The following is a 14730-nucleotide window of genomic DNA, read 5'->3' as shown; positions in this document are numbered from 1 at the left end:
GACATGGCGCAAGAAGAAGAATTGGTGTTCTTGCCGCTCGGCGGCGTCGGCGAAATCGGCATGAATCTTGGCCTGTACGGCTACGGACGGCCGGGCAGCCGCCAGTGGATCATGGTCGATTGCGGTGTGACGTTCCCGGGGCCAGAGCTCCCGGGGGTCGACCTCGTGCTCCCCGATATCGGCTTTCTCGCCGAAGAGCGCCGCAATCTCAAGGCGATCATCATCACCCATGCGCACGAGGACCACTATGGCGGTCTGAACGACCTGTGGCCCGGTCTCAATGTGCCGGTCTATGCCTCGCCGTTCACGGCAGGCATGCTCGAAGCCAAGCGGGACTTCGAGAAGAGCCGGGGCGAGATCCCCATCACGATCTTCAAGCAGGGCGACCGTATCAATGTCGGCCCCTTCGAGATTGAGGCCGTCGGCGTCAACCACTCGATCCCCGAGCCGATGTCGCTGATCATTCGCACGCCGGTCGGCACCGTGGTTCATACCGGCGACTGGAAGATCGACCTTCACCCGTCGCTCGGACCGTTGACCGACGAGACACGCTTCCGCCAGATCGGCGATGAAGGTGTGCTTGCGCTCGTCTGCGATTCCACCAATGCGATGCGCGACGGCGTTTCGCCGTCGGAGCAGGAGGTTTCCGAAAGCCTGACGAAGATTATCGCCAACGCTGAGGGTCGGGTGGCGATCACGACGTTCTCCTCGAATGTCGGGCGCATCCGCTCGATCGCCGAAGCGGCGGAAGAGGCCGGCAGGGATGTGCTTCTGCTCGGCAGTTCGATGAAGCGGGTCGTCGCCGTCGCTACGGATCTTGGGCTGATGGAAGGCATCAAACCTTTCCTCGCCGAAGACGAGTTCGGCTACGTGCCGCGCGACAAGGTCGTGGTCATCCTGACTGGCAGCCAGGGCGAGCCGCGGGCAGCCCTTGCCAAGATCGCCCGTGACGAGATGCGAAATGTCGCCTTCTCGGCTGGCGACACGGTCGTGTTTTCCTCACGCACGATCCCGGGCAACGAAAAGGCGATCAACGACATCAAGAACGGCCTGGTGGAACAGGGCATCCACATCATCACCGACAGCGAGGCGCTGGTGCACGTATCCGGCCACCCGCGTCGCACCGAGCTGCAGCAGATGTACCAGTGGCTGCGGCCGCAGATCCTCGTACCTGTTCATGGCGAGGCGGCGCATCTGACGGCGCATGGCGAACTGGGCCGGCAGTCCGGCATCGCCAGCGTTCCGCGTCTCAGGAACGGCGAAATGCTGCGTCTTGCGCCAGGTCCCGCCGAAGTGATCGACGAAGCGCCCCATGGCCGCATCTACAAGGACGGCAGCCTCATCGGCGATTTCGAGGAGATGGGCATCGGCGAACGCCGCAAGCTCTCCTTCGCCGGCCATGTCGCCGTCAACGTCGTTCTCGACAGCCGCTACGATTTCCTGGGCGACCCGGATATCGTCGCGATCGGCTTGCCGGAGTTCGACGACGAGGGCGAGGACATGGAGGACACGCTCTATGACGCCATTCTTGGCGCCGTCGAGAGCATTCCGCGGGCAAAGCGCAAGGATCTGGCAATGCTGCAGGAGGCGGTCCGCCGCGCCGTGCGCAGCACCGCCAACCAGATCTGGGGCAAGAAGCCGATCGTCACGGTGTTTGTCACCAAAGTCTGATTGGCCGGTTGCCCGTGACCATGTAAGCGGAACCGGACGTCAAAGCGGGAGATCGCAATGCTTGGAAGAGTGAACCACATCGCCATCGCAGTGCCGGATCTTCACTCCGCCGCCGAAAGCTATCGCTCGACGCTCGGCGCCTCCGTCACCGAGCCACAGGCTTTGCCCGAACACGGCGTCACCGTCGTGTTCGTCACGCTTGCAAACACCAAGGTCGAGCTGCTGGAGCCGCTCGGCGAGGGCTCACCGATTGCCGCTTTCCTGGCGAAGAATCCTTCGGGCGGGATGCATCACATCTGCTACGAGGTAGAGAACATCCTGTCGGCGCGCGACGCGTTGCGCGCCGCCGGAGCGCGAGTGTTGGGCGATGGCGAGCCGAAGATCGGCGCCCATGGCAAGCCGGTGCTCTTCCTGCATCCCAAGGATTTTCAGGGTACGCTGATCGAACTCGAGGAGGTGTGACAGTAGATCGCGCGATGCCGGTTTGTGCGATCGGGCGGTCAGCGCTATAAGGCGGACGGAATGTCGCGGAAGTCGCGGCGAAACGCGGGTTGCTCGCTGTCTTGCCGATCGCCTTCACCGGGAGCTTGAAATGCCGCTTTTTTCGACCTTTGCCATCTACTTCATCATCTGGTGGATCACGCTCTTTGCCGTGCTGCCCCTCGGCGTGCGCACTCAGGCTGAAGAAAACAGCGTCGTTCCGGGGAGTGTCGAGAGCGCCCCGGCGAAGTTCAACGCCAAGCGTGTCGTGCTTTTGACGACGGTGATTGCGGCCGTCATTCAACTTGCCTGGTATATCCTGTCCGTCAGGCTCGGCTACGGCATAGATTCCATTCCGCGTTTCTACCCAAAATTTGATTGATAAGTTCATCGCGGCCGCCGTGTGAGCCGGTCGCTCTCAATGCGACATGTTCTGTGCAATTTGATGGGCACATCTGTGCCTTGACGGAGCCTGCGCGCATGCCCGCGGGCAAAACCCGGGCAATTGCAGGATTGACCGTCGCGAAATTGACATAGTTCAATTTTGCAAGGTGCTTCGCGCGTCTGTCGCTTGCTGAAAAGCAAAAAAAAACAAGGCTAAAAGCCTTGTTTTTCAAGTTTCGCGTGATCTTTAATCCGTTTCCGGCGGCAGCGACGAAGCGCGCCTAAGATCTTATCCTCCCAAGACTTGACCGCGAAAGTCGGCAAGAATTTAGTCTTCATGCCTGTTTTGTGAGCCGAAACTAGCCCAAACATTGGGCTCTGTCATCCTGTTTTTTTGCATTTTTGCTACAGTCGGGTAAAATATTCCCGTTGACAATTACTGTCGTAATCTTGTTACTAGCGTGCTCTTTTGACGCAGGAGCGGCGTCGAGTTCCCCCTGAAAATCCGTGGATGCTTTCTCTGTCCGTGACAACGGAGAGCAGGGTTTTCTTCCGCCAGCGAAGCAGCTATGAACGCAAGGCTCCTAAAGGTTCCTGCCGGCTTTGCCGGTGATGGAAAATGGAGAGCCCGACCCGAGAAGCAGCGGTCGCCTTTACCAATCAAAAGGTGAATCCGGCATCTCGCTCAACGTCATTTCGCCCGAATCCGCCGATAGTGCGACGTTCATCAAGTTCTGGAACCCGTCATGCGCCTGTCCCGCTTTTTTATGCCCATCCTGAAGGAAAATCCCAAGGAAGCGGAAATCGTTTCCCACCGCCTCATGCTGCGCACGGGCATGGTCCGGCAGCAGTCTTCGGGCATCTATACCTGGCTGCCACTGGGCAAGCGGGTTCTCGACAAGGTCAACGCGGTCATCCGCGAGGAGCAGAACCGCTCCGGCGCGATCGAGCTTCTGATGCCGACCCTCCAGTCTGCCGAGCTGTGGCAGGAAAGCGGTCGCTACGACGCCTACGGCAAGGAAATGCTGCGCATCAAGGACCGGCAGGACCGGCCGATGCTCTACGGTCCGACGAACGAGGAAATGATCACGGACGTCTTCCGTTCCTACGTGAAGTCCTACCGCGACCTGCCGCTCAATCTCTACCACATCCAGCTGAAGTTCCGTGACGAGATCCGTCCGCGCTTCGGCACCATGCGCTCGCGCGAATTCCTGATGAAGGACGCCTATTCCTTCGATCTCGATCGGGAAGGGGCCGAACACGCCTATAACCGGATGTTTGCCGCTTACTTGCGCACCTTCGCGCGCATGGGCCTTCGCGCCATTCCGATGCGCGCCGATACCGGCCCGATCGGCGGCAATCTCAGCCACGAATTCATCATTCTTGCCGATACCGGCGAGTCCGAAGTCTTCTGCCATAAGGATTTCCTCGGCTTCGATATTCCGGGCGAAGACACGAATTTCGATGACGTTGCCGGCCTGAAGACGATCTTCGACAAGTGGACCTCGCGTTATGCGGCGACGTCGGAAATGCACGACGAGGCAGCCTTCAACGCGGTTGCCGAGGGCGACCGACTGTCGGCCCGCGGCATCGAAGTCGGCCACATCTTCTATTTCGGCACCAAGTACTCCGAAGCCATGGGCGCCAAGGTTCTCGGCCCCGACGGCAAGGAGCATGCAGTGCACATGGGCTCCTATGGCATCGGCCCGACCCGTCTGGTGCCGGCGATCATCGAAGCCTCGCATGACGACAACGGCATCATCTGGCCGAAGTCGATCGCGCCGTTCGATGGCGTCATCATCAACATGAAAGCGGGCGATGCCGCTTGCGACGGCGCCTGCGAGACGCTCTATTCTGAACTCGGCAAGGCTGGATTCGAGGCGCTGCTCGACGACAGGGACGACCGCGCTGGTGCGAAGTTCGCGACGGCTGATCTGATCGGCGTTCCGGTCCAGATCATCGTCGGACCGCGTTCGATCGCCAATGGCGAAGTCGAGGTCAAGGACCGCAAGACCGGCGAGCGCGAGACGATGACCGTCGAAGCGGCGATCAACAAGCTGATCGCAACGAAGTGACGAGGCGAGGGAAGGCAGGATGACCGCCGTGACTGAAAATCAGGTGCAGGCCGCAGAGCGGCCTGAAAAGTCCTCCAGCCGACCCTTTTCCGCCTTCGAGCGTATGGTGGCGTGGCGCTACCTGCGCTCCAGACGCAAGGAAGCCTTCATCTCTGTCATCGCCGGCTTCTCCTTCATCGGCATCATGCTCGGCGTGGCGACGCTGATCATCGTCATGGCGGTGATGAACGGCTTCCGCACCGAGCTCATCTCCCGCATCCTCGGCATCAACGGCCACATGATCGTCCAGCCGATCGACGGTCCGCTCAACAATTATCCGGAACTGGCGACCAAATTTTCGGGCGTCAAGGGCGTCACCATGGCGATCCCGATGGTCGAAGGCCAGGTCCTGGCGCAAGGGGTCGGTGACAGCTCGACCGGTGCGCTGGTGCGCGGTATCCGCGCCGACGACTTGAGCAAGATGAAGTCGGTTTCTGACCACATCCAGTCCGGCGATCTCGTCGGCTTTGCCTCCGGCTCTGGCGTCGCCATCGGTTCGCGTATGGCCGAGCAGCTTGGCATAACGGTCGGCGGAACGATTACGCTGACCTCGCCCAACGGCGACGTGACACCGCTCGGCATGAACCCCCGTGTGAAGGCTTATACCGTCTCGGCGATCTACGAGATCGGCATGTCGGAATATGATTCAACAATCATCTTCATGCCGCTTGAAGAGGCGCAGCTGTTCTTCAACGCCGAGGGACTGGTTCAGTCGATCGAGATCTTCGTCGAACATCCAGATGTCGTTGAGGAGTTGCGCCAGCCGATCGAGGACGCGGCCGGACGGCAGATCTTCATCACCGACTGGCGCGACCGCAACAAGACCTTCTTCTCCGCGCTCCAGGTGGAGCGCAACGTAATGTTCATGATCCTGACGCTAATCGTGCTGGTCGCGGCGCTCAACATCATCTCCGGCCTGATCATGCTGGTGAAGGACAAGGGCAGCGACATCGCGATCTTAAGGACCATGGGCGCGACCTCGGGCTCTGTCATGCGCATCTTCTTCATGACGGGGGCTGCAATCGGCGTCGCCGGAACGGTCGCGGGCGTGGCGCTCGGCGTCGTCGTCTGCCTCAACATCGAATCCATCCGACAGTTCTTCTCCTGGATCTCCGGAACAACGCTGTTTAGCCCAGAGCTTTATTTCCTCAGCCAGCTTCCGGCCGACATGAATGCCGACGAGACGGCGCTCGTCATCGTCATGGCGCTGACCCTATCCTTCCTCGCCACGATCTTTCCGGCCTGGCGCGCCTCGCGCCTCGATCCGGTGCAGGCCCTGCGTTACGAATGACAAGGACATCACCTCAATGAATGCGCGCGTGGCACTGCAGCTTTCCGGCGTCGAACGACACTATGGGGAAGGCGAGACGTTCCTTTCCATCCTCAAGGGTGCTGACTTCACGCTGAGAAGCGGCGAGACCGTGGCGCTGGTCGCGCCGTCAGGGACCGGAAAATCGACGCTGCTGCATGTGGCGGGTCTGCTGGAACGCCCCGATAGCGGCGAGGTGCTGGTCAACGGGGTGTCCTGCGGCGGGCTCAATGACGATCGGCGCACGGCGATCCGTCGCAACGAGATCGGTTTCGTCTACCAGTTCCACCACCTGTTGCCTGAGTTCTCGGCGCTCGAAAACATCATGATGCCGCAGTTGATCGCCGGTCTGCCCAAGGCGGAAGCCGCGGAGCGGGCTGGGGCGTTGCTCGACTATATGCGCATCGGCCACCGCGCCGATCACCGCCCGGCGGAACTTTCCGGCGGCGAGCAGCAGCGCGTTGCGATTGCGCGCGCCGTTGCCAACGCGCCGCTCGTTCTCCTTGCCGACGAACCGACAGGCAATCTCGATCCGGAGACCGCCGGTTATGTCTTCGAGGCGCTGGAAGCGCTGGCACGGCAGTCGGGCCTCGCGGCATTGATCGCGACGCACAATCACGAGCTCGCCGGACTGATGGATCGGCGGGTGACGATCGAAGACGGCAAGGTCGTCGAGATGAAGTGAGTGTGCCGGAGGGCGGACGCGACGACCACTCGGACGCCGCCACGTCAGCCTGCCTTTCGCTGGCGCACGTACAAGTTTCTCGACGTGAATCTAGACTGCCCTCGATGACCGTCGAAGCGGTGATCGACAAGCTGGTCGCAACGAAGTGATGAGGCGAGGGAAGGCAGGATGACCGCCGTGACCGAAGATCGGGTGCAGGCCGCAGAGCGGCCTGAAAAGTCCTCCAGCCGACCCTTTTCCGCCTTCGAGCGTATGGTGGCGTGGCGCTACCTTCGCTCCAGACGCAAGGAAGCCTTCATCTCTGTCATCGCCGGCTTCTCCTTCATCGGCATCATGCTCGGCGTGGCGACGCTGATCATCGTCATGGCGGTGATGAACGGCTTTCGCACCGAGCTCATCTCCCGCATTCTCGGCATCAACGGCCACATGATCGTCCAGCCGATCGACGGTCCGCTCAACAATTATCCGGAACTGGCGACCAAATTTTCGGGCGTCAAGGGCGTCACCATGGCGATCCCGATGGTCGAAGGCCAGGTCCTGGCGCAAGGGGTCGGTGACAGCTCGACCGGTGCGCTGGTGCGCGGTATCCGCGCCGACGACTTGAGCAAGATGAAGTCGGTTTCCGGCCACATCCAGTCCGGCGATCTCGTCGGCTTTGCCTCCGGCTCCGGTGTCGCGATCGGCTCGCGCATGGCCGAACAGCTTGGCATAACGGTCGGCGGTACCATCACGCTGACCTCGCCCAACGGCGACGTGACGCCGCTCGGCATGAACCCGCGTGTGAAAGCATATACCGTCTCGGCAATCTACGAGATCGGGATGTCGGAGTATGACGCGACGATCATCTTCATGCCGCTTGAAGAAGCGCAGCTCTTCTTTAACGCCGAGGGACTGGTCCAGTCGATCGAGATCTTCGTCGAGCATCCTGATGTCGTTGAGGAATTGCGCCAGCCGATCGAGGATGCGGCCGGACGGCAGATCTTCATCACCGACTGGCGCGACCGCAACAAGACTTTCTTCTCGACGCTCGAGGTCCAGAGCAACGTGATGTTCATGATCCTGTCGCTGATCGTGCTGGTCGCGGCACTCAACATCATCTCCGGCCTGATCATGTTGGTGAAGGACAAGGGCAGCGACATCGCAATCCTGCGGACCATGGGCGCGACCTCGGGCTCTGTCATGCGCATCTTCTTCATGACGGGGGCTGCAATCGGCGTCGCCGGAACGGTCGCGGGCGTGGCGCTCGGCGTCGCCGTCTGCCTCAACATCGAATCCATCCGGCAGTTCTTTTCCTGGATCTCGGGAACGACGATATTCAGCCCTGAGCTTTATTTCCTCAACCAGCTCCCGGCCGATATGAACGCCGACGAGACCGCACTCGTCGTCGTCATGGCGCTGACCCTTTCCTTCCTCGCCACGATCTTTCCGGCCTGGCGCGCCTCGCGCCTCGATCCGGTGCAAGCCTTGCGTTACGATTGACCCCACGCTGTGACTTGCAACGTCGTTTCTTGAATGAATGCGTGCGTCTGACACAGCGATTACCAGCTTCGCCGGCGATCCGCGGCGTTTGGCGTCCAAAGCGCGCCGCGATCCTTCAGATTCGCGAACCGCTGCGCGCTCTTGCGTCACTTGCTGCGGGCCTTGCCCTCAACGCCTGATCAGACCGCCGCGATAGTCGAGCTCGTAGGCTTCCTCGCCGTCGACGAAGATGACCTCATGCCCGGAAAAATGTGCGGTGTCGCCGCGGCTGTTGTCGATGTAGTAGCCATGGGCGTGCCGGAACTCCGTGCCGCCGAGGAAATGCCGCTTGTCGCGGTACATCGCCTGAAGCGCCGCCCTGATGACGACGCCTGCCTTTTCGCCGTTTATGAGGTCAGGACGAATGATCCGGCCGAAGTAGTTCATCGCCCAGTGCGGCTCGTCATTCTGCCACACGGTCTCCTGGCCTGCGAAATCGGTCCCGCCGAAATAGCTGTCGAGGTAGCGCCAGCTATCCCGCTCGTAGCCGATGTCGTGGGAACCCGGGCGTGACGACGGTCGCTGCCCGCCGCCGCCGACATAGGTTTTTGATTTGGCTTCAACGATGAATTCTCTGAGTGCTTCGAGCGCGGCCATGATTGTTCCTCATACGTTCGCGCCGGAGGATGTCGCGATCCGCTGAAGTTGTAAAGAACAAATAGAGAACAATAACCCGGTTATTACAGACCGCACGCCGTCTGCCCGCGATCGTCGCTCCAGTCCTTGAGAAGGATGAGCTCGCCTTTCGCGGTGATTGGCTTGTCGTTCGATTTGCCCTTGCCCGTCAGCACGTTGAGGTCGCACTGCGCGGTGTTGTCCGGATCGAGCGTATCGTAGGACGAGTAGGTGTAGCCCGCCACGACGAAGTCGAAGTTGCGATAGGCGACCGTCAGCTTCTGTTCCCAGCGGTCGCGCCCGATGGCATCGTTCTGACTGGTGATGAGCAACGAGCCGCTCGGCAGCGCCTCGATCGACGGCGCTTGGCCGACGAGTTCAAACTGACCCCAGACCTTGTTCGGAATGGCCGACTTTAATGCCAGCGCGCCGTTGTCGCCGGTGAGGTAGAGATAGATGCCGTTGTCCTCGTCGCTGCCTTGGGCGGGTCGTACGATGAACGCGAGATCCTGGCTCCCGTCCTTGTTCCAGTCGCCGGTCGCCGCCGAGACGATGCGGGCGGGGTCTATCGTCTCTGCTGCGGAGACGGTGGTCGGAAGCAGGATCAGCAAGGGGAGAATCAGGCGTGCAAGCATGTCGGAGCGCTCCGCGTGGTCGTTCCTCTTGATATGCGGGCGCCGCGCTTTCCTCAAGCGGCTTCGTCATCAGTTAACCTGCATTCGGGCGCGATGTTAACCATCGTGAACAGAATGCCTGTGCACTGCTTGACGCGTGAACAAAAATGGAACAAAGTAAAAACATAACGGAAAAGGAGCCATGTTATGACTGATTTTGTTCGTGACCTCGCCGCCTTCGCGTCGATGAGCCTGTTCATCGCAAGCATCTCTTTCATTGCGCTCGGCCTCTGAAGGCGGGCGTCAACATCTTCTCTCAAGCACCTCCGCAAAGCGTCTCATCCCCGTTGAATAAGGGGACGACATGCCAGGGGAATCTGGACATGACGGGCGATAAACGGGATATCCTTCCGACTGGACAGGAATCAGGGTGCGACAATGGCAGACGACAGCAAGGCAGCATCGAGTGAGGCGCTCGGCACGGATCCGCAATTCGTGCATCTGCGCGTCCACTCTGCCTTCTCCTTGCTCGAAGGCGCTCTGCCGCTGAAGAAGGTCGTCGGCAAGGCGGTCGCCGATAACCAGCCGGCGATCGGGATCGCCGACACCAACAATCTCTTCGCAGCCCTCGAATTCTCGCAGAAGGCAGCCGGTGACGGGCTGCAGCCGATCACCGGCTGCCAGCTGTCGATCGACATGGAGGACGAGACCGAGGGGGATCGGCGCGGCCACGGGCATCAGCTCGCCAAGCTGCCATCGATCGTGCTCATCGCCGCCACCGATGACGGCTATACGCGCCTCGTCGATCTCGTCAGCCGTGCCTATCTGAGCGGCGAGGGCAGCCAGGCGACGCGCATTACGCGCTCCTGGCTTGCCGAATGCGGCACCGAGGGCTTGATTGCGCTGACCGGCGCGTCCGGTGGCCCGGTGGATATCGCCATGAAGGCGGGCTCCACGGCGCTCGCCGAAGCGCGTCTCGAAGCCTTGCATGATCTCTTTGGCGATCGGCTCTATATCGAGCTGCAGCGCCACGGTGGCCATGACCGGCGGCACGAGAGCCGGATGATCGAGCTTGCCTACAAGTTCGATATTCCGCTTGTCGCCACCAACGAAGCCTTCTTCCCGTCGCCCTCCGACTATGAGGCGCATGACGCCCTGATGGCGGTAGCGCACAACGCCATGGTGTCGGACGACAGCCGGTTCCGCCTGACACCGGACCACTATCTGAAGAGCCGCAAAGAAATGGCGGCGCTGTTTGCCGATCTGCCCGAGGCACTGGAAAACACGATCGAGATCGCCCGGCGCTGCTCCTTCATGCTGAAGACCCGTGGGCCGATCCTGCCGCGCTTTACCGGCGCGACGGCGGATCCGGAGGAGGCCGAGCGCGCCGAGTCGGACGAACTGCGTCGCCAGGCGGAGGAGGGCCTCGAAGACCGTCTCGCGAGACTGGGTATGGCGCCCGGCTACACCCAAGAGGAATACCGCGAGCGCCTGGCCTTCGAATTGAGCGTCATCGAGCGCATGAAGTTCCCCGGCTACTTCCTGATCGTTGCCGACTTCATCAAATGGGCCAAGCAGCACGACATCCCCGTCGGGCCGGGTCGCGGCTCGGGCGCCGGCTCGCTCGTCGCCTATGCGCTGACGATCACCGACGTCGATCCGATGCGCTTCTCGCTGCTGTTCGAACGCTTCCTCAATCCCGAGCGCGTCTCGATGCCCGACTTCGACATCGACTTCTGCCAGGACCGGCGCGAAGAGGTGATCCGCTACGTGCAGCGCAAGTACGGTCGCGAACAGGTGGCGCAGATCATCACCTTCGGTTCGCTGCAGGCCCGTGCCGCCTTGCGAGACGTCGGTCGCGTGCTCGAAATGCCCTATGGTCAGGTCGACAAGATCTGCAAGCTGGTGCCCAACAACCCCGCCAACCCGACGCCGCTTTCCAAGGCGATCGAGGAGGAGCCGCGCCTGCAGGAAGAGGCCGAGAAGGAGCCGGTGGTCGCCCGCCTTCTCGATATCGCCCAGAAGATCGAAGGCCTTTACCGCCACGCCTCGACCCACGCCGCCGGTATCGTGATCGGCGACCGGCCGTTGTCGCAGCTGGTGCCGATGTATCGCGATCCGCGCTCCGACATGCCGGTCACCCAGTTCAACATGAAGTGGGTCGAGCAGGCCGGTCTCGTCAAGTTCGACTTCCTCGGCCTGAAGACGCTGACGGTGTTGAAGGTCGCGGTCGATTTCGTCAAGCAGCGCGGCATCGAGGTCGATCTCGCGAGCATCCCGCTCGATGATCTGAAGACCTACGAGATGCTGTCGCGCGGCGAAACGGTCGGCGTGTTCCAGGTGGAAAGTGCCGGCATGCGCAAGGCGCTGATCGGCATGCGGCCCGACTGCATCGAGGACATCATCGCACTCGTGGCGCTCTATCGCCCGGGCCCGATGGAGAACATCCCGGTCTATAACGCCCGTAAGCATGGCGAGGAAGAGGTCGAGTCGATCCATCCGAAGATCGACCACCTGCTCAAGGAAACGCAGGGCGTTATCGTTTACCAGGAGCAGGTGATGCAGATCGCCCAGGTGCTTTCTGGCTACTCGCTGGGCGAGGCCGACCTTCTGCGCCGCGCCATGGGTAAGAAGATCAAGGAGGAGATGGACAAGCAGCGCGCCCGTTTCGTCGACGGCGCCGTCAAGAACGAGGTGTCGAAGCCGCAGGCCGACCTCATTTTCGACCTCCTCGCCAAGTTCGCCAACTACGGCTTCAACAAGTCGCACGCGGCAGCCTACGCCATCGTGTCCTATCAGACCGCCTACATGAAGGCGCACTATCCGGTGGAGTTCCTGGCGGCGTCGATGACGCTCGACATGTCCAACACCGAAAAGGTCAACGACTTCCGCCAGGATGCCAAGCGTCTGGGCATCGAGGTGATAGCCCCCTCGGTACAGACCTCGTTCCGGCACTTCCAGACGGGCGAAAGCCGCATCTATTACTCGCTTGCAGCGATCAAGGGCGTGGGCGAGTCAGCGGTCGAGCACATCGTCGAGGTTCGTGGCGACAAGGCCTTCGCAAGCCTCGAAGACTTCTGCCTCCGGATCGACCCCAAGCTGCTCAACCGTCGTGTCTTTGAAAGCCTGATTGCCGCCGGCGCCTTCGATTGCTTCGGCTACGACCGAGCGGAGCTGGTCGGCGGGCTCGATCGTGTTCTCGGGTTTGCCCAGCGGGCTCAGGAAAACAAGACGAGCGGGCAGAGCGACATGTTCGGCGCAGGGGCGGCCACCGGGCCGGAGCGCATTGCGCTTCCGACCTACACGCCGTGGCTTGCCTCGGAAAAGCTGCACCGCGAATTCCAGGTTCTGGGCTTCTATCTGTCTGCCCATCCGCTCGACACCTACAATGCGCTGCTCGCCAAGATGCGCGTGCAGACCTTCGGTGATTTCGCAGGCGCTGTGAAGAAGGGGGCGACGGCCGGAAGGCTCGCCGGAACCGTAACCTCGAAGCAGGAGCGCAAGACGCGCACCGGCAACAAGATGGGCATCATTGCCTTCTCGGATTCCTCCGGCCAGTTCGAGGCGGTACTGTTCTCCGAGATGCTGCACCAGTATCGAGACCTGCTCGAGCCCGGCAAATCACTGGTCATGACCGTGGCTGCGGAAGAGCGGCCGGAAGGCATCGGCCTGCGCATCCAGACGCTGCGTTCGCTCGAAGAAGAATCGCTGCAACTGCAGAAGGCGCTGCGCGTCTATGTGCGCGATTCCGGACCGCTGAAGTCGATCGCCTCGCACCTCAACACGAAGGGCGACGGGCTCGTCTCCTTCGTCGTCATCAAGGACAATGGCCAGCGCGAGATCGAGGTTGAACTGAACGAGAAGTTCCGGATTTCGCCGGAGATCGCTGCAGCATTGCGCTCGGCGCCGGGCGTCATCGACGTCGAACTGGTGTAATCCGAGGCGGGGCTCCGCTGAATTGCAGTGGAGCGGCGATTGAGCCGGCTTGGAACCTATCGACCCGCGGCGGGACGCTGGCCGGATGCTTGTCTGCCGGTCTGGCGGATCAGTCGCCGGGACGCGTCCGAGTAATGGTGATGAAGTCGGTGCCCTGACCGGTCTCCAACCCGCTTTCCACATCGGCAATCGAGAGCGACGAGCCCTCGGCGAGCAACGCTTCCACGCGCCTGCGCACATCGTCGGAGATCGTCATGCGCGCCAGCGTGCGCTGGATGCCGTTATAGGCGAAGGGATCGGCCTCCGTGGAGATGCCGAGCCGCTTCTTCGTCGAGGCGGGCAGGTGGTCCTCGAGCGAGACGCCGAACCATTTGCCTTCGGCACCTTCATCTTCATTGTGCCGGAACTGGAGGAAATGCGTTCCGAGCGCCTCTTCCGGCTTGTCGATCGTAAGCCCGGCTTCAAAGAGCGGCTTGAACCCTTGCCGCACGAGGATCTTGCCGTTTTGCGGCGGCGTACGTCCGGCCTTGCGCAGGAGCCGGTCGGTCAGGTCCGGTGTCAGCTTGCCGTCGCCGTCGATGCCTTCGCTTGCCTGGAAGGCACGCAGGGCCGCAATCGTCGCCGGCCCGGCATGGCCGTCGATCGCGCCCGGCGCGTAGCCGAGGAAATCCAGGGACGTCTGAACCTCGCGCATGGTGTCGCGGGTATCGCTGCGGGTGATCAGGATACGGATCGGCTCCTCGGTGGATCGCGCCGAATTGGCGCCGCCGGGCGGCTCCCGCATCGCCACTTCCACCGGCGCATCGCCGGCCTGGCTGATCGCCGGTCTGAGCGGCACGTCGGAAAGCGGCGGCTGGAGATCGATCGGGGCCGGGCGGAAGAGTAGGGCGCTCTTGACCTCCAAGGGCGTTATCTGCCGGTCGGAGATCAGCACGTGCACGCCGCGCTCGGTCAACTTGTAGAGCGAGGCAGCAAATTCGCTCGGCAACCGCACGCAGCCATGGGACGCCGGATAGTCCGGCACATGGTTGGAGCCATGCAGAGCAATGCCCGACCAGGTGAGCCGCTGCATGAACGGCATCGGAGCGTTCGAATAGATGTTCGATTTGTGATGACGCCGCTTTTCCAGGATAGAAAAGATGCCCGATGGCGTCGCGTGGCCCGCCTTGCCGGTCGAGACCGGTGATGTCGCAATGACAGCGTCGCCGTCATAGACGACGAGCGATTGCTGATCTTTCGAGACGATGATCTGCAGCGGCCCGCGACTGCCTGCAAAGCCGGTAGCCGGCGACAAAAGCAGTGCGACGACGCTGGCGGTGAGAGCGAAACGCGATACCATACACTCAACCCAACACGTGACTTGGCGAACAAACCTAGCCTTCAATCTTTAAGGAATTCATCCTG

Annotated in this window: 11 protein-coding genes; 8 read left to right on the top strand and 3 right to left on the bottom strand. The window is 61.5% G+C overall.

Translation table 11 applies throughout. From position 1 onward, the window contains the following. Window positions 1-3: 3 nt before the first annotated feature. From IB262_RS04775 to IB262_RS04745, 7 genes are all read left to right on the top strand, one after another. Window positions 4-1671, top strand: a complete 1668-nt coding sequence (locus IB262_RS04775) for a ribonuclease J (RefSeq protein ID WP_060580866.1) — start codon at window positions 4-6, stop codon at window positions 1669-1671. A gap of 57 nt (window positions 1672-1728) precedes the next feature. Next, window positions 1729-2133, top strand: a complete 405-nt coding sequence (gene mce, locus IB262_RS04770) for a methylmalonyl-CoA epimerase (protein WP_034803559.1) — start codon at window positions 1729-1731, stop codon at window positions 2131-2133. Between the two features lie 130 nt (window positions 2134-2263). Further along, window positions 2264-2533 carry a DUF1467 family protein gene (locus tag IB262_RS04765; RefSeq protein ID WP_034803557.1) on the top strand — a complete coding sequence of 90 codons (270 nt, stop codon included), beginning with the start codon at window positions 2264-2266 and terminating at the stop codon, window positions 2531-2533. Between the two features lie 748 nt (window positions 2534-3281). Then, window positions 3282-4610 carry a proline--tRNA ligase gene (gene proS / locus IB262_RS04760; protein WP_034803555.1) on the top strand — a complete coding sequence of 443 codons (1329 nt, stop codon included), beginning with the start codon at window positions 3282-3284 and terminating at the stop codon, window positions 4608-4610. 19 nt (window positions 4611-4629) lie between these two features. Beyond that, window positions 4630-5940 carry a lipoprotein-releasing ABC transporter permease subunit gene (locus IB262_RS04755; protein WP_064816985.1) on the top strand — a complete coding sequence of 437 codons (1311 nt, stop codon included), beginning with the start codon at window positions 4630-4632 and terminating at the stop codon, window positions 5938-5940. Between the two features lie 16 nt (window positions 5941-5956). Further along, complete coding sequence (locus tag IB262_RS04750; protein ID WP_034786709.1) at window positions 5957-6643, top strand: ABC transporter ATP-binding protein; 687 nt, start codon at window positions 5957-5959, stop codon at window positions 6641-6643. A 168-nt stretch (window positions 6644-6811) separates the two neighbouring features. After that, a complete protein-coding gene (locus IB262_RS04745) occupies window positions 6812-8122 on the top strand; it encodes a lipoprotein-releasing ABC transporter permease subunit (protein ID WP_192356870.1) in 1311 nt (436 codons plus the stop codon). A gap of 168 nt (window positions 8123-8290) precedes the next feature. Here the strand turns inward: IB262_RS04745 and IB262_RS04740 are convergent, their stop codons facing one another. Both IB262_RS04740 and IB262_RS04735 read right to left on the bottom strand, forming a co-directional pair. Next, window positions 8291-8758 carry a DUF5680 domain-containing protein gene (locus tag IB262_RS04740; protein WP_060522201.1) on the bottom strand — a complete coding sequence of 156 codons (468 nt, stop codon included), beginning with the start codon at window positions 8756-8758 and terminating at the stop codon, window positions 8291-8293. A gap of 83 nt (window positions 8759-8841) precedes the next feature. Then, entirely contained in the window at window positions 8842-9411 is a 570-nt protein-coding gene (locus IB262_RS04735) for a hypothetical protein (protein WP_112976619.1), read from the bottom strand. 417 nt (window positions 9412-9828) lie between these two features. Here IB262_RS04735 and dnaE point away from each other — a divergent pair, with 417 nt between their 5' ends. Further along, window positions 9829-13326 carry a DNA polymerase III subunit alpha gene (gene dnaE, locus IB262_RS04730; RefSeq protein ID WP_112976615.1) on the top strand — a complete coding sequence of 1166 codons (3498 nt, stop codon included), beginning with the start codon at window positions 9829-9831 and terminating at the stop codon, window positions 13324-13326. A gap of 109 nt (window positions 13327-13435) precedes the next feature. On the opposite strand, the gene IB262_RS04725 is transcribed toward dnaE, so the two are convergent. Further along, window positions 13436-14665, bottom strand: a complete 1230-nt coding sequence (locus IB262_RS04725; protein WP_112976614.1) for a L,D-transpeptidase family protein — start codon at window positions 14663-14665, stop codon at window positions 13436-13438. Window positions 14666-14730 lie beyond the last annotated feature (65 nt).

Source organism: Ensifer sp. ENS02 (assembly GCF_014851885.1).
Lineage (GTDB): Bacteria > Pseudomonadota > Alphaproteobacteria > Rhizobiales > Rhizobiaceae > Ensifer > Ensifer adhaerens.
The sequence above is the reverse complement of the archived record's forward strand: the minus strand, read 5'-3'. Positions and strand labels throughout refer to the sequence as shown.